At 40.8% G+C, this 16,933-nt stretch carries 14 protein-coding genes; 10 read left to right on the plus strand and 4 right to left on the minus strand.

Translation table 11 applies throughout. From position 1 onward, the window contains the following. Positions 1-15: 15 nt before the first annotated feature. From GGQ84_RS01510 to GGQ84_RS01525, 4 genes are read left to right on the plus strand one after another with little or no spacing between them, the layout of a single operon-like run. The gene (locus GGQ84_RS01510; RefSeq protein WP_429158181.1) at positions 16-984 is read left to right on the plus strand and encodes an ABC transporter permease; all 969 of its coding nucleotides are present in this window, start codon (positions 16-18) and stop codon (positions 982-984) included. Then, positions 974-1,819 carry an ABC transporter permease gene (locus GGQ84_RS01515; protein WP_429158184.1) on the plus strand — a complete coding sequence of 282 codons (846 nt, stop codon included), beginning with the start codon at positions 974-976 and terminating at the stop codon, positions 1,817-1,819. The genes GGQ84_RS01510 and GGQ84_RS01515 overlap by 11 nt, the downstream gene beginning before the upstream one ends. Then, entirely contained in the window at positions 1,812-3,497 is a 1,686-nt protein-coding gene (locus tag GGQ84_RS01520) for an ABC transporter ATP-binding protein (protein WP_429158186.1), read from the plus strand. The genes GGQ84_RS01515 and GGQ84_RS01520 overlap by 8 nt, the downstream gene beginning before the upstream one ends. Before the next feature lie 6 nt (positions 3,498-3,503). Then, positions 3,504-4,373 carry a class I SAM-dependent methyltransferase gene (locus GGQ84_RS01525; RefSeq protein ID WP_429158188.1) on the plus strand — a complete coding sequence of 290 codons (870 nt, stop codon included), beginning with the start codon at positions 3,504-3,506 and terminating at the stop codon, positions 4,371-4,373. A gap of 173 nt (positions 4,374-4,546) precedes the next feature. Here the strand turns inward: GGQ84_RS01525 and GGQ84_RS01530 are convergent, their stop codons facing one another. The 4 genes from GGQ84_RS01530 to GGQ84_RS01545 form a co-directional block, all read right to left on the minus strand. Then, positions 4,547-5,899 (minus strand): sodium/glutamate symporter, encoded by a 1,353-nt coding sequence (locus tag GGQ84_RS01530; protein ID WP_429158191.1) that lies wholly within the window; start codon positions 5,897-5,899, stop codon positions 4,547-4,549. A gap of 169 nt (positions 5,900-6,068) precedes the next feature. Then, the gene (locus tag GGQ84_RS01535; protein WP_429158194.1) at positions 6,069-7,292 is read right to left on the minus strand and encodes an amidohydrolase; all 1,224 of its coding nucleotides are present in this window, start codon (positions 7,290-7,292) and stop codon (positions 6,069-6,071) included. Positions 7,293-7,339: 47 nt separating this feature from the next. Beyond that, positions 7,340-8,992 (minus strand): amidohydrolase, encoded by a 1,653-nt coding sequence (locus GGQ84_RS01540; RefSeq protein WP_429158197.1) that lies wholly within the window; start codon positions 8,990-8,992, stop codon positions 7,340-7,342. A gap of 37 nt (positions 8,993-9,029) precedes the next feature. Further along, positions 9,030-10,343, minus strand: a complete 1,314-nt coding sequence (locus tag GGQ84_RS01545; RefSeq protein ID WP_429158200.1) for an MFS transporter — start codon at positions 10,341-10,343, stop codon at positions 9,030-9,032. Positions 10,344-10,562: 219 nt separating this feature from the next. Here GGQ84_RS01545 and GGQ84_RS01550 point away from each other — a divergent pair, with 219 nt between their 5' ends. The 6 genes from GGQ84_RS01550 to GGQ84_RS01575 form a co-directional block, all read left to right on the plus strand. Beyond that, positions 10,563-11,540 carry a LysR family transcriptional regulator gene (locus tag GGQ84_RS01550; RefSeq protein ID WP_429158203.1) on the plus strand — a complete coding sequence of 326 codons (978 nt, stop codon included), beginning with the start codon at positions 10,563-10,565 and terminating at the stop codon, positions 11,538-11,540. 289 nt (positions 11,541-11,829) lie between these two features. Continuing rightward, positions 11,830-12,552, plus strand: coding sequence for a GntR family transcriptional regulator (locus tag GGQ84_RS01555; protein ID WP_429158206.1), 723 nt, complete (start codon positions 11,830-11,832; stop codon positions 12,550-12,552). A 320-nt stretch (positions 12,553-12,872) separates the two neighbouring features. Further along, a complete protein-coding gene (locus GGQ84_RS01560) occupies positions 12,873-14,333 on the plus strand; it encodes an APC family permease (RefSeq protein ID WP_429158209.1) in 1,461 nt (486 codons plus the stop codon). A gap of 101 nt (positions 14,334-14,434) precedes the next feature. After that, positions 14,435-15,631, plus strand: coding sequence for an NAD(P) transhydrogenase subunit alpha (locus GGQ84_RS01565; protein ID WP_429158212.1), 1,197 nt, complete (start codon positions 14,435-14,437; stop codon positions 15,629-15,631). Between the two features lie 2 nt (positions 15,632-15,633). Next, the gene (locus GGQ84_RS01570; protein ID WP_429158215.1) at positions 15,634-15,909 is read left to right on the plus strand and encodes an NAD(P) transhydrogenase subunit alpha part 2; all 276 of its coding nucleotides are present in this window, start codon (positions 15,634-15,636) and stop codon (positions 15,907-15,909) included. Positions 15,910-15,988: 79 nt separating this feature from the next. Then, the coding region (locus GGQ84_RS01575) for an NAD(P)(+) transhydrogenase (Re/Si-specific) subunit beta (protein WP_429158218.1) at positions 15,989-16,933 on the plus strand (945 nt) is incomplete at its 3' end.

A 16,933-nucleotide genomic window follows, 5' to 3' on the forward strand; every position in this document is an offset into this window, starting at 1 on the left:
TGAAAGGAGTTAGCCATGAAGGGGAAAGTAGCCAGCAATTACATTATTGCATTTGCCATAATCCTAATACTGAATTTTACCATACCCAGGCTCATGCCTGGGGACCCCTTTATGGCTATTTATGGTGAAGAGGCAGTGATGACCATGTCGGAGCAGATGCAGGAACAGCTGCGAGAGCGTATGGCTGTGGATGACACCATAGGAGAGCAGTTTATAGCCTATGTAGGGTCTATGGCTCGAGCAGACTTGGGTTACTCCTATTATTATAAGGCTCCTGTGATAGAGGTGATTTTAGGGGCTTTGCCCTGGACCCTGCTTTTAGTAGGAACTGCCATAGTACTATCTACCTTGATCGGAGCTATGATGGGTATAGAGTCTGGCTGGAGGCGGGGTAGTAAGTGGGAATTATCCATGCTAGGGGGATTGATGCTTTTAAACGGAATGCCTGACTTCTTTATGGGGATAGTACTGCTGCTAGTGTTTTCTGTAGGGATGGGAATTTTCCCTATGGGCGGAGGGATGACAGCCTATGCTGATTTAACGGGCATAGCTCTACTTGCAGATGTGCTACTTCACCTAGCTCTTCCCGTAACTGCCCTGACCCTAGTGAATATTACGGGAGCCTACTTTATGACCAGGAACACAATGATTGCTACTATCAGTGAGCCCTATATTACCACAGCCAAAGCCAAGGGATTATCAAAGAGCCAAATTAGATATAAGCATGCGGGGAAAAACTCCCTGATGCCATTAGTTACCCGAACAGGGATGCAGCTGGGGAGAATGGTAACAGGCGCAATGTTTGTGGAAATAGTCTTTTCCTACCCGGGGTTAGGTACAGTAATACACACAGCCCTCTATGCCAGAGATTACCCAGTAATGCAGGGGGTGCTTCTAGTGGTAGCCTTATTTGTACTAGTATTTAATTATCTAACTGATTTGAGTTATAGAAAAATAGATCCGAGGGTTAAAAATGCATATTAACTATGTAAAAGAAGTCACGGGAAACAATATGGGAAGAGTGGGTTTGGTGATGCTGACACTGCTTTTGGTAGTTGCGGTAATGGGAAATATAATTGCTCCCTATGCTCCTGGCGACTATGCAGCAGAAGCATTTGTCAAGCCTTCGGGAGAACATTGGCTGGGAACTAATGATGTAGGGCAGGACATTTTTTCTCGACTCCTAGCAGGTGCTAAGACTTCCCTGACAGTAGCCCTAGGGGTTAGTCTTCTAGCCACAACGATAGCACTTTTAATGGGCACCACAGCTGCTGTGTTAGGAGGGCCATGGGATCGGATGGCCATGCGCACTGTGGATATATTCCTGGTTATGCCAGCTATGATTATTGTTATTTTAGTAGCCGTGTACATACAACCGGGAACGATTCAGCTGATTATTATACTGGGATTGCTCCAGTGGCCTGCTAGTACCAGAATAATTCGCTCTCAGACCTTGACATTAAAGGAGCGGGAGCATATTTGGGCTGCTAGGGCGGCAGGAGCTAATTGGCTCTATGTTACAGGAAAACACATAATCCCAGACCTAGGCCCTATCTTGACGGCAGGAGCCATTCAAGGGGCTAGGCGGGCAGTGTTTATGGAAGCTGGATTGTCCTTTTTGGGGATGACTGACCCCACAGTGGTCAGCTGGGGCAAGATGATTTACCACTCGCTTCAGTTTGTTTATCTAGATGTGTGGGTTTGGTGGCTGTTGCCAGCTGGATTGTGTTTGTCTTTTACTGTAATGGCACTGAGCTTTGTGGGGTTTGCCTTGGAGAGCGCTTTAGATCCCAGATTGAGGAGGAATGGCAATGCTTGAGATTAGTAACCTGACAATAAGCTATGATAATCAGGAAATTATCAGGGGTCTAGACCTAAGGGTGCCTACAGGGACCTCTATGGCCCTTGTGGGAGAATCGGGTACGGGTAAGACTAGCTTAGCTCTTGCTACCATGGGGTTGTGTAGGGGACAGGTTGAAGGGAAGATTATGCTGGATGAGCAAGACCTGCTTCAATGCAATCAAAAGGATCTTGAGAAAATCAGGTGGAATAAAATAGCCATGGTTTTTCAAAATGTTGAGAGTGCTCTAAACCCTCTTTACCCGGTTTTCAGTCAAGTTGTAGAGCCAATCACAGTGCATCAGAGATGCGGAAAGAAAGAAGCAGAGAAGAAGGGCACTGCTGTTTTGAGAGAGGTTGGGCTTGAGGAGAGACTTTTTCATCACTACCCCCATCAGCTCTCAGGTGGTCAAAAGCAGCGAGCTCTTATTGCCATGGCCTTGGCCAATGAACCTAGGCTACTAATTCTAGATGAACCTACTGCTGCGCTGGACCCCCTCACTAAAGTGGAAATTGTGAGCCTGTTGAAGCAGGTTAAAAAGCGCTGTAGTCTCCTGTTGATAACCCATCACATGGATACGGCTATAGAACTAGCTGATGAAGTTGCTGTACTATACAATGGCAGAATAGTAGAGAAAGGGCCTGCCCTGCAGGTGTTATCCCAGCCACGGCACCCGTATACCAGAGGATTATTGCGATCTTTTCCCAATATGACTACCGCCAAAGATCTTCAGGGCATCCCTGGTCAGATGATTAGGAGTGCTGAAGGGTGTGGATTTTCTCAGCGCTGCTCCCAGAGCTTAGCCAGGTGTAGCAGTGAGACCCCGATGCTTCAATTGGATAAAATTAATAGCAATAGGGAAGTCGCCTGCTGGCGTGGAGGAATAGTGCCCGTACTAGAAGTAGGGGAGCTGGGGAAGGCCTTTGATGGATTTAGAGCCTTAGACAAAGTGAGCTTTACCCTATATCAGGGTGAGACAATGGCCTTAGTGGGTGAGAGCGGTTCGGGCAAAACCACTATGGGCAAGCTGATTATGGGTCTTTTGCCTAGCAATGAGGGCAGTGTTTCTGTGGACGGGATCAGTGTTGGAGACAAAAGAAGGCGTAAAGAATACAGCAGACTAGTTCAGATGGTATTCCAGAATCCAGGGCAGTCCATTAGTCACCGCATGACAGTGTTAGAAGCGGTGCAGGAGCCCTTAGATATTCACAAGCAGGGAACTGTAGAAGAGAGAAAAGAGCGGGTGAAGGAAGTTTTGGCTCAGGTAGAGCTGCCCAATGACGAGGAATTCCTGCAGGTCTACCCACACCACATGAGCGGAGGGGAAGCTCAACGAGTAGCAATAGCCAGGGCCTTGGTTTTAAACCCCAAGCTGCTAATAGCAGATGAGCCCACTGCTGCCTTGGACCCTAGTGTTCAGGCAAAAGTGGCGAAGCTACTATTAAACCTACAGGAGCAGCGGGGGTTGAGTATAGTCTTTATTACTCATGACATGGCCCTTGCCAGAAAGGTCAGTGATCGGATGCTGGTATTGCGCTCAGGTCAGATTGTGGAGGAGGGGCCCACAAGTCAAGTGATTGGTAGCCCTAAAAGCAGCTACACCCAGGCGCTGGTGGAAGCCATGCCCATTTTGGAGAGTAGGTGTAAGATATCTTGAGAGGAGATGTTTAAAATAGAAAATAATCCAAATCAATACCCATACTGGGAGCAGGTGTGGAAGCAAGCGAAAGAAAGCTCCTTGTTTAAAGATAATGATAAAGATGTGGTTGGCTTTTGGAATCGAAGAGCCGAGAATTTCAAGAAAAACACCACAGGTAAGCAGGGTGAAAAGCGAGTTAACAAGATCATAACCTGGCTGAGAAGTGAAGGAGTAGAACTAGTTGGATCAAAGATTTTAGATATCGGAGCAGGCCCTGGATCATTTGCTATTCCCTTGGCTAAAGAGTGTCAAACAGTCACTGCACTAGAGCCTTCGAGTAGGATGATAGAGCTGATGGAGCAATATGCAGCTGATAATAAGCTGACTAATATAGAAACCATCGAGGACAAATGGGAAGAAGAGATGGATATTGATAAATATAACCTAAGGGGTAGCTATGATATAGTATTTTCCTCGATGAATCCGGGGATTAATGATGCAGAAACCCTGGAAAAGGCTTTGGCATGTGCCACTAAATACTGCTATATCAGTAGCTTTGCAGGCAGGCGGGATAGTCCTGCCCTGATTGAATTATGGCCGGAAGTATACCAAGAGGAAATGCCTCCTTGGCCTGGGGATATCTTTTATATTGTCAATTACTTATACACTAGAGGATATCAGTTAAGCTTTAAGGTGTGGGAGGAGAGTAATCCAGATATAATGAAGCGGGAAGACGCCATAACCATCTTAACAGATATGCTATCCCGCTTTGGAGGCAAGGAAAGGGAGGAAGTAGAAAAGATAGTAACTAAATATGTGGACAGCAAATGCACCTCCGGAGAGCTACGCCAAACTGTAACTACTAGGCTGGGCAAGGTGCTGGTGAAGCTGTAGACAAATAAGTGAAAATGGGAAGAGAGGGAGGGGCATGTTGGAGTACTATAATACGTGCCCCTATTGGTAGCTTTGAAAACAAAGACAAAAACAGTGATTTCTATTGCAGGAAGGAACTGGAGATTATCTGCGGCAAGGGCAGCTGTGACTTAAAAAAGAGAGTGCTTAAATTTTTAGTTTCTTTTTACCCAAAGTTTAAATACCTTTAATATTATAAGTAAAGGTATCAAACAAGCTACCAGTGCAAGCATCGTCCATTCTAAGCTCCAACCTGACACAACTGGTTTAAGTATCAATGATAGATAAACTAATGAAACCAAACCTACAGCTTGCATTATACCAAATTCTACACATATTGTTGTCTTAAAGTTTGGATCCATAATTCTAACAAGCGCTATGCCGCTTGGCACTGTCCCGGTTGCCATACCATACAAACCGACACTTCTTTCAAAATCACTGGACAAGCCAGTTCTTTGACCAAAATAAAATGCGATCAATGCTGTAGCCAGTCCACCGACAAGACAGGTGATGATAATAAGAGAAATCCATTCCTTGAGAATGCTCAACTGCACAGTCATAAACGTACAGACAATTAGATAATCTGTAAACCAGCCTGTAATCTTTTTTTGAATATCATTGCTGTGAACTTGTGCAACTTTGAATTTTCGCATGATCCATTTGACAAGGTATCCTGTCAATAAGCCCCATACAAATAAAATGCCTAGTATGATTGTACCTAACATAGACGGTATTAACTCTGCAATCCAGTTAAGAGAACTGTATGCAATTAGATAAGTAATCATAATTAGAGCAAAGTGAAACGCTAGAGTTTCTATATTGGCATTATGAAAGGTTAAGTAACCCATACTTTCCTTTTGTCTTTCCTTAGGAAAATAGCCCTTAAGCAAATCCTCAGAAATATTCCCGGCATTTTTTGCCAAACCCCTGACTATTCCCAATCGAGCAAGGGGAACACCCACCAGGAAGGCAAGCAAAAATCCTATAGCTGAAATGGTCAATCCAACATAGGCCGCATTCTCATATCCAAAACCCTCAAACATTGTACCAAAGGCTACAGCCTGACCTGGTCCTTGAGCAAATCCAAAGGGGAGTAGAAATCCGTAATAGGGATCCATAGAACTTCCAAACAGCTTAGCAACCATGATGGTACCTACCCCGACAATACTTTGGGCAATGAGTATTACCTGCCAAACTACAGCCATCCATATGGCCCCTTTGATCAAGTTTTTCCCCAGGATGTTTGATTGATTTGTATGTTGTCTTTCTACATCAGTTAACCCTATTGAGATAAAGGATATAACAAACAATTGAAAAGCTATGATTGACAAAAGTTCTGCGGGGACATGTATTATGCCCGTATTAATTAAAACGAAGCCAACCAGCCCACCTATTACACAGCTAGGAACCAGCATACTTTGCAGAAAGGAGATTTTAGACCTTAGGACGGTACCAACAACTAGTGCAAGAGAAATCCAACCAAAAGCAACTATAAAATCATGTCCCATACCTCACCTCGTGATTTTGGTCATTTAAAATAAAGCGAGTATCTCTACTAAAGTAAGTTTAACAAAACTTTTATAATTCCTTCTTTTATCTTTTATAAGATGCGAAGTTTTAATTAGCTAGGGACTAATTAAATTAATCCCTAGCTAATTAACTTTATATTAACAGAACTTAAGAGCCGTTATTAAGCATTTTAGCTGTTGTTTCTTCAAACTCCTTTCTCATCACTTCAGTATCGATAACTCCAGTCAATACATCAACCGCTGTCATACCAAGAGCCTTAGCACCTAAAACAGCCATCTTGTGACCTAACTCGGACACAGACGCATCTGCAGCATCTGCAGTATGGTTTGGCGTGCCCTTGGGCATAGAGGCTACGAAGGGATGTATGGCCGGACAGACACGACTAACATTTCCCATATCTGAGGCGCCACCTCCTATACCTGCAGGGACTTTAAAAAGAGGTAATCCTAGTGATTCAGCATTCTTCCCATAAGCAGTAGCTAGATTCTGGTTTGGATTGAAGGACAGGTACCTGTTGGCAGTAGATCGTATCTCTACCTTTGCACCTAAAGCCATAGCTGCCCCTTCAGCCATTGTTTTCACCTTCTCCACAAGCTCAAGGAAATAGGGGTAGTCCTCAACTCTTATCAGAATTCTTGTCACTGCTCTTTCAGGGATTACATTTACTGCTGTACCACCTTCTGTAATAATGCCATAGACCCTGGCCCCATCCTTCATCTGAAGCCTGTAGGCGTTTAGGGCCTGCCAAAATAGCATACAGGCCTCAAGGGCGTTGATACCTTCACTAGCAAATTCAGCTTGAGCTGCACTTGCCGCTTTTCCAAGAAAGGTTATCTCAAGGGCTTCTCTGTTTAGGTTCAACACATTTTCGGAACCATCTGTGTTGAATTGTGCTCCATGGATCATCATAGCAGTGTCCATCTCTTTGAATTCATCGATCATGGGAACCTTACCCCCTGCATTATCCACTACTCCCTCCTCTGCGGGACAGCCAAATACATAGAGAGAGCCATTAAGTTCAGACATCACCCTGCTTAGGGCCAATCCAGTACCAACGCTAATTGCCCCTATCAGGTTGTGCTGGCATCCGTGTCCAACAGGTTCAGGCAGAGCATCATATTCGGCCAAGAGGGCTACCTTTGGGCCTGATCCCTTCCCTTTAAATTCTGCCTTGAAAGCTGTCTCCATACCACAGATGCCCTTTTGAACCTCAAACCCAGCCTCTTCTAGTTTTGATGTGAGAAGCTTCGATGCTTTAAATTCCTGGTACCCTAATTCTGGATTTTTATATAGGTAATCATTAATCTCAATAATTTCGTCCTTTACAGCATCAACTTCTTTGATGATTCTTTCTTTTAAGTCATTACTCATAGCACTATAACCTCCAAGTAATAGAATTGTCTATATATTTTTTAAAATTAAGCTTTGTAAACAGTTTTCCCGCCGATGATTGTCTCTTCAACTTTAATATCTTTAATTCTATCTGGTGCTACCTCCAGTGGATTCTCGGCTAGTACTGCAAAATCTGCCAGTTTACCTACCTGTATAGAGCCTTTAATATCCTCTTCAAAGCTTTGCCAAGCTGCATCAAGGGTAATAGCCCGCAAGGCCTGCTCGGGGGTAATTCGCTCTTCTGGTCCTAGAACGTCCCCTCCTGAGGTGACGCGATTTACAGCAGCGTACATTTCCATCAGTGGATCTGCCAGAACGTGGGGCGCATCTGAGTGAATAGTATACCTGACACCCTTGTCTAAAGCAGTTTTCAATGGATCCATTTTTGCAGCCCTTTCCGGACCTAATACATTTTTCTTATAGTGGTCACCCCAATAGTGAGTATGACGGACAAAAAAGGATGGTGTTATTCCTAGTTCTGCCATAGCCTCTAACTGATCTTCCCTTACCACATGACAATGCTCAATACGATGACGGGCATCGGTGCGGGGACATTCTTTTTGTGCTAAACGAACTGCCTCGATAAAGGCGTCTATTGCAGCATCCCCTCCTGCATGGGCAGCCACTTGATAACCGTCACAGTGGGCTTTGATGAACATTTTATTAAATTTTTCTATAGGCACAGCACTTTGACCTTTATGTTCACTATTTCCGTTATAAGGAGTATAATATGGCTTAGTAAGCCAGCCGGTGAACCCTGGAACAGAACCATCTACGATCAACTTTAACGGACCAATTTTTAACCACTCATCTCCAAACCCTGTATTAAAACCAATAGTGTTACCATCACTGTCAAAGATGGTTGTTGGCCACATCATCATATTTAATCTTACCTTCAATAGACCCCGTTTTTTCGCCTCTTGGAATAAATTAATATCACCTTTTCCGAAAATGCCTACCCCTGCATCCTGGCATGAGGTAATGCCCACTTTATGAAGCTCATCAATAATTTGGGGTATTAGTTCCAAATTTTCTTCCAATGTTTCCTGGGGAATAAATTTTCTAACACTACTTAGTGCAGGTCCATACTCTAGTACTCCATTAGGCTCGCCATTAGCATCCCTTTGGTAAACACCGCCGGGAGGGTTTGGTGTATCTTTGTTTATCCCCGCAATCTCAAGTGCTTTAGAGTTACAAGTCCCTACATGGCCGCTACGGTGACCTAAATGAATAGGGTGTTCAGTTGAAACCTTATCTAAATCATAACGGGTTGGATGCCGTTGTTCCTCTAGACCTAAATCATCATATCTATATCCCTCTATCCACTGACCTTTAGGGGTTACAGCAGCTTTCTCCTTTAAAGTATCAATAAGTTCATCCATTTTTCCAATTTTTCCAAAAGGCTTACATAGTACATTCACTGAACGAATAACGTACATTTTATACACAAGAAAATGTATATGAGGTTCTATGAATCCCGGTATCATAGTCTTGTCAGCAAGGTCCACAACTTCTGTATCTGGCCCTGCCATCTGTTTTATTTCTGCACTGTCACCAACAGCAACAATTTTGTCTCCCAATACTGCCACTGCTTCCGCTTTAGGTTTCGCATCATCTACTGTAATCACATTTCCATTAAGATACACCACATTAGGTGATAAATATCCTTTATCAAACATAGTTAAAGCCCACCTTTCAATTAATAAGTTTATTATTTTATCCACCTATACTTTCGCCTGCCGGTTTAGTGCCTATTGTTAATGAATCAGCCTCCATAGCCCTAGCTATCTCATAATCATTCTTATAGACAAAGGATATGAGATAGTAACCTAAACCACATATTAGATAACCTAAAGAAACGTACACCAAGGCTGTCTGTACACCAACACTATCAGATATAGACCCTGCTATCATGGGACCTAACACGCCAATTCCTTGCAGACCCAAGACAACAAAACCATAAGAAGCTGCTCTGTACCAATCAGGCACTAATTCCTGAGTACCAGTGTGGTATATAGTAGGAAACCAGCTCGTAAAGAATGCCCCAACCATTATTAGTGGAATACTTCCCTGTTGGAAGCCCCAGGCATAAAACAATCCACCTAATATAAAGATGATGGTTCCCAACCACATTCTAGCTCGCCTATCCTTCTTGACCAAAAAATCAAGGGTAGTACCAGCTAAAGGTCCTGAAGCAACACCAACAAAAATAGTTAAGCCGGTGAAGGTAGCTGCCTGCTGGAGAGGCATTTCCAAAATACGCACAAAGTATATTGGCATAAAGGCCAACATAGCAACAGTCATGGCATTAGCAACACCGGTAAAGATTGCCAAACCCACTAGCGATTTATTTTTAAATAATACTGGTACCGCACTTTTAAGGCTTACTTGATTTTCATTTTTTGAAGATTTTGGTCCTTGCTGTTTAGGTAAGAATAGAGATAATATAACTAAAACCATTGCAACGGCACCAAGAATATAAAAAGTCCCTTGCCATCCATACTTGGTAGCAAGTGCCCCAATGAGCATAAAACCAACTAAAACCCCGGCTTGTTGGGATGTATTGTAGAAACCAAGGACTTTACCCCATATGGACCTTTTAAACCATGTAATCAGAGATGTACTAGCTGCGGGAGCAAACGCTGAAAAACCAATACCACTAAAAAATCTAGTGAATAAGAGAAACGAAAAGCTTGCAGCAGCCCCTGCTAGTAAGGACCCTAAACTAAATATTGACCCCAAGACTGTTACCATTTTTGTCCTACTCCACTTGTCAGCAATATAGGATCCCGGAAGAACAAAAAGTGCCATGCCTAGAGAAATTGCACTTGCTAATAAACCTACCTGAGCATCTGTTAGAGCCCAATCTTCCTGAATCAGTGGATAGAGAGTGTTAGCACCAAATCTGATTGTGACATTCCAGATAAACATGCAGTACACTGTGGCAACACTAAATATTAGCATGGGTCTTGACAATTTAACTGCTGGTTCTTCATTTAGGTTTACTGTTGATTTGTCATCATTTTTCATATAACTTCCCTCCTAATTTTCAAAAAGTTTTAATAAACCCGCTCAATAACTAGTATAATGCTTAGGCTACAAAAGAAGTTATTCCAAATTTGTTATTACCTGTTATAACTTTCACAAATAAAACTTTTAATGTATACGTTCTATAGGCTTTAATGTATAATAATAATTAACCTAGTTACTAAATGATTTTAAGTATACTGATCTGGGAGGGGGATGTTCGTGAGATTAGAGCAGTTGGAGTATGTTTTAGAAGTTGCAAGGGCCGGTTCCATAAATAAGGCTACTAAAAACTTGTACATCTCTCAACCCCAGTTAAGTACAAGCATTAAACAGCTTGAGCAAGAATTAAATATCAAAATTTTCACGAGGGATAGCAAGGGAGTCATTTTAACCCCGGCTGGAGAGGAACTGGTCAGACTTTCTAAAGAGGTAAATAAAAACCTTGGAAAGATGAAAAATATTTGCCACAAATATGATTCCTATGTAAAGCCTGTTTCATTAAATATTGCAAGCATGCCTTCCTATGTTGTAGTTGACTTATTTCAACAGCTTGTTATGGACGATGAAGGTGCTAAAAACAACCTTTCTTTAATAGAAACACCAGACTGCATAAAAATTATTGATAGTGTCGAAAAGAATATGTCTGAACTGGGGATTATTTTTATTAGCAGTATTGATGAAAAAGATATCGCTTCTAAGTTGCATTCTAAAAACCTACATTTCACGGAGATATATCAAGAACCACTACATATATACATTGGGAGAAATAACCCTTTATGGGGCAAAGACAGTGTCTCAATTAATGACTGCAGTAATCAACTTATTGCCATTAATACTAGTGCGAAAAAGGAATATAGAACAATCATTGAACATTGCAACCTAGATGCCAATAAAATAGTTGTTTTTAACGATATACGAAGCTTAATGCATTTTGTTTCTAAAAGTCAGGGGTTATCCTTTGGTATGAGGATAGCAAATATTTCAAATAATTATGTAACCTCTAATCTCTTAACATTTATTCCGATTTCTGGCATAAATGTATCCATGAAAGTCGGTTGGATTAAGCCTTCAGGCACTACTTTATCTTCAGTAGCACAGTCCTTTGTCGAAATTCTAGAAGAATTTTTTAAAAAACAGCTGTCCCCTTCAAAAAGTCCATTGGAACATCATGATATACAAAATAAAAATTCACAATAGTATATGTATGTTATATAGGCCGCCCAGAACTGGTGCGGCTTTAAGTTTTGTTTTGCTGACTTCTGTGGGCAGATAATGCTTATCATATAATTAGTTTTACCAACCAGTACTCAAAAATATTAATCGAAATCGCTATGCCAGATTAGAAAATATTGTTTCCCTGCTTTTCAGACAGGGAGTTGTGTAGTATAATAGTTAAGGACATGCTTTTCTCTTTAAATGGTTAGTTGTTGCTTCCATTTTAACTGGGAAATAAAAAATATATTTATGAACAAAAGGGTGATATGAAGTGTTTATTGACAAGCATAGCGATATACCATTGCATGTACAATTAAAAAATATTTTAAAAGAGGAAATCAAGAAGAAAAGGGTTGAAGAAAAAATTCCGAGCGAAAGGGAATTAATGGAAGAGTTTTCTGTTAGTAGATCTACAGTTAGACAGACTATAGAAGCCCTAGTTGATGAAGGGATTTTAGAAAAAATCCGTGGTCGTGGTACATTTATACGCCTTCGTCCAATGGAAGAATGGTTAGGAAATTTAAGATCGTATAATGAAACAATTATAGATATGGAAATGAATCCCAGGATTAAAATATTAGAGCAAGGTGTCAAGAGAGCTCCTGGAAGAGTTGCTGAGCTATATGGAGAAGAAGAGGTTTATTATCTAAAAAGGTTAAGGTTTGCAAACGATTATCCAATTATGGTTGAAGAACAATACTATCCAAAGGAAATTGGGGTTGAATTAGCTAAGTATGACCTGAATGATGCAGCTATATATGATTTGCTTGAAACAGAACTAGGTCTGACCCTTTGGGAAGCGGAGCAGGCTATTACTAGTTCAATGCCATCGGAAGAAGAATGTGGGTTATTGCAAATTACTAAGGAACAATGCACATTAGTCACGGAACGACTTATTTTTGAAGCAAGCAATAAGTTGGTGGAATATGAAAAAAGTATAATTAGAGCAGATATGTACGCTTTTAAAATTAATCTAGCACGGAGAAATGTTTAAAATATAACAGATGAGAATGATTCAAGTACTCTAAGGGACTGAATTCTGTAATTTACAGAATTTCAGTCCCTTTTTAATTACAAACCAGGAAAAAAAAGTTTGAGAAAGTTACTTTTTTCACATTGACAGATCCGGCAAGAGGGTTTAGAATGTGAGTAACAAGCTGGTACAGACGTCGGTACTAAAGCAACTTTTGTTTACTTTGCTTACATAACAATAAAGGGGGTGAACAAAAAGCCAATCGCATATAAAATTTAAAATCAAGAAACCTGTAACCCTGTAGTTGATTGTAATAGAAAAATTACAAGGAGGCTAAGTTCATGGAACAACGAGTAGAGCTACAAAAAAGTCTGAAGCCACATTGGGTTTGGGCGATAGCACTAGGATCATCTATTGGATGGGGTAGTTTTGTGTTGCCAGGAAATTGGTTGGCGGATGCTGGAACTTTGGGGGCTATTATTGGGTTTTCTATTGGAGCAGTTTTAATGATGACAATAGCAGTTGCTTATGGTTTTATGATTAAAACCTTTCCAGTATCAGGTGGAGGATTTTCGTATGCATACATAGGTTTTGGTCGCAATCATGCTTTTATATGCGGTTGGTTTCTAACCTTGGGGTATTTAAGTATAGTAGCCTTAAATGCTTCTGCTCTTTCGTTACTATTTAAATTTACAATGCCATCTGTTGTGGAACGAGTTTACCTGTACAGTGTGGCAGGATGGGATGTTTATTTAGGAGAAGTTATTGTTGCAACCATGGCGCTAGGTTTTGCAGCATTTATAAACATTAGAGGTGCAAAAGCGTCAGGGAGATCTCAGTTTTATATGTGCATGGGTTTTCTAATTGGTGTTTTATTTTTAGCTATATCATTACTCATGCATCCATCAACATCAATAGCTGTGGATGCACAACCTTTATTTGCTCCTGACAAGTCTTACATAACAGCTATACTAGCAATTGTTGCTATTGCTCCTTGGGCATACGTAGGGTTTGATAACCTTCCTCAAGCAGCAGAAGAATTTGATTTTTCACCTAAAATGGCCTTTATGCTAATTATTTTAGCACTATTCTTTGCTGGATTAGTGTACAGTTTGATGATTTTAGCTACAGCAGTTTCAACACCATGGAGTGTAATTGCATCTGGTGAATCTATGTGGGTTACAGGAGACTCTATTCAAGGCCTCCTCGGTATAGTTGGTCTACTGGTTCTTTCCTTATCATTGCTTATGGGGATTGGTACTGGCTTAAATGGATTTACTGTCTCTACGAGCAGACTTTTGTTTGCCATGGGTCGTGCCAAAATATTGCCAGAGTGGTTTGTTAAAATTCACCCTAAATATGGTACGCCGTCGAATGGGATACTTTTCACATGTGGTCTTTGCCTCATTGCTCCATGGTTTGGAAGAGAAGCGTTACTGTGGATTGTTGATATGTCAGCAACAGGTGTTACAATTGCTTATTTTTACTGTTGTCTTGTAGCCTATAAGTACTTTAGATGGAATAATAGTGGTGTAGGTGTAGTAGAGGATAGAGTAAAGCCAATTAGTAAGCTCCTTTGTTTAATTGGTACAATTTCTTCAGCGGGCTTCTTTGTATTATTAGTTGTTCCAGGGATGCCAGCTTTTCTTGGAAAACAGTCGTGGATAGCTATGGGTGCTTGGATACTGTTAGGGATTACTTTTTACTTAATTAGGCATAAAGAATACATAAAAATACCTAAAGAAAAGCTCGATTATTATGTTCTCGGAGATTCAAAAAATAATTTAGATAAAAGTATATAACGCTATTAAAAGGGTATTGACAAACCCTGGAGTGGGTGTAATATAATAAGGCTAGTGGTACGTACGTCACAACAACCAAAAAGAGCAAGGAGGAATTTATAATGAATTTCAAAGGTCTGAAAATTGGAGTCCCAAAAGAAATTATGAAAGGAGAAGCTAGAGTCTCTGCTACTCCTGAAACAGTTAAAAAAATAGTTTCTGAAGGTGGAAAAGTGTTTATTGAAAAAGGGGCAGGTGAAGGGGCGTTTTTTCTAGATGAAGACTACGAAGCAGCCGGAGGAGAAATAATAAATGACTGTGAAAAAATCTTTGCTCAAGCAGATATAATTCTAAAAGTAAAAGAGCCTCAGTTTAATGAAAATAAAGGTAAACATGAAACTGAAATGATGCAGCCAGGACAATGCTTAATAACATTTATCCACCCTGCAAACCCTGAGAATCACCAGATGGTTAAAGATATTGCAGAAAAAGGTGTAGTAGCATTGACGTTGGATGGAATTCCGAGAATATCGAGAGCACAAGCAATGGATGCTTTGACTTCTATGAGTACAGTGGCGGGTTATAAAAGTGTACTAATCGCAGCGAATAAAGCAGGAAAATTCATGCCGATGGTGGGAACTGCAGTAGGTATGCTTAAGCCTGCAAATATATTAGTTATTGGAACTGGTGTAGCAGGCTTGCAAGCAGTAGCAACAGCAAAGAGGCTTGGAGCAGTAGTTACAGCTGCTGATATACGGCCGGCTGCACAAGAACAAGCGACGAGTCTGGGTGCAAAAAATCATGATTTAGGAGTTCCTGAAGACGTTGCAGTAGGCCAAGGAGGATATGCTAATAAGATTTCCGAAGAATGGCTAAAAAAAGAACGAGAACTATTAAAAGAGAAGGTAGCAAGTTCTGATATAGTAATTCTTACTGCATTAATTCCTGGAGCACTAGCACCACTATTAGTGACAGAAGAAATGGTTAAATCTATGGCACCTGGATCAGTTATTGTTGATGTAGCAATTGATCAAGGTGGAAATTGTGAGGTTACAGCACCAGGAAAAATAATAACGAAGTACGGAGTTACTATTGACGGAACCAAAAATATCCCGGGCATGATGCCTACAACTGCTACTCGGTTACTTTCAAACAATATATACAATTATCTCAAAAACTTAGTAGCAGAAGGAAAGGTAAATATAAATGAGGAAGATGAAATAATAAAATCCTCTTTGGTAACGCGAGACAAAAAGATAGTGCATGCGGGAACGCTAGAAGCAATGAATGATGTAGAATTGAAAGAAAAGGGTGCATAAAAATGGGTAGCCTTGGATTGGTGATACTGTTTATTATAGCAACCATAATTGGCTACAAAGTTATTAGTGATGTGCCTAGTTTATTGCATACTCCGCTGATGTCTGGAATGAATGCACTATCAGGAGTGACACTATTAGGAGCAGTAGTTGCTACAGCATTAGCTGTAGCAACTACAAGCCAAATTATGGGTTTTATAGCTATTGTTCTGGCAACCATTAATATAGTTGGGGGTTTTTTGGTAACAGATCGGATGTTAAAAATGTTTAAGGCAAAGTAGGTGATAAAGTGTGAATATATCTCTATATGACGCATTAACTCTTGTGTTAGTAATCGGGGTAGTATATGGGATAAAATTAATGAGTTCCCCCAAGTCCGCTGTTAGAGGAAATAGGTTGGGAGCAATCTCAATGTTTGGAGCAGTTATTGTTACAATGCTCTATAATAACATCGTGACAGTAGAGCTTCTCTATATAGGGATAATTATTGGATCAGCAATTGGTTATTATTTAGCAATTAAAGTAGCAATGATACAAATACCGCAGCTAGTAGCGCTGTTTAATGGCTTTGGCGGAGGAGCGTCCCTGTTTGTAGCATTAACAGTATTTTCAAACTCATCGAACGCAGAAGCTTTCAATAGGTTTTCAGGGAGTTTAGCTATTATAGTGGGGGGAATTACCCTGAGTGGAAGTTTAATAGCAGCGGCAAAATTACACCAGTTAATCGGCAGTAAACCGATAGTTCTAAAAGGACATTCAGCAATTAGTGTAGCTTTACTCGTAATTATGGGCGCAATAACTGTGGCGACTGTATTAACAACTTATAGTACAGCTATGGTACTTTTTGTAATGGTAAGTGTGGTTGCACTAGTTTTTGGAGTGATTTTCACTGTAAGAGTTGGTGGGGCAGATATGCCTGTGACAATTGCCCTTTTGAATTCATGTTCAGGTGTGGCAAGTTCGCTAGCAGGATTTGTTATTAACGACCCGCTTTTAGTTGCAATAGGAGCAGTTGTAGGTGCGGCAGGATTAATTTTAACACAGATTATGTGTAAAGCGATGAATCGTAGCCTTTTGCAAATTTTGACAGGAAAGACATCGGTTAGTGAAAAGCCAAAAGCTAGTGAAAGTGAAAGCAATAACACTCAAAGAGATGCTTTGAAAGTTACAGAAAAACCTGAGAAAACGATTGGGAATATCTTGAAAGAAGCAAAAAAAGTAATAATAATACCTGGCTATGGAATGGCCTTAGCTCAAGCACAGCACAAGGTGAAAAATTTAGTAGATAAGTTAGAAGAAGATGGG

It is taken from the genome of Desulfitispora alkaliphila (assembly GCF_050433185.1).
GTDB classification, from domain to species: Bacteria; Bacillota; Desulfitisporia; order Desulfitisporales; family Desulfitisporaceae; genus Desulfitispora; species Desulfitispora alkaliphila.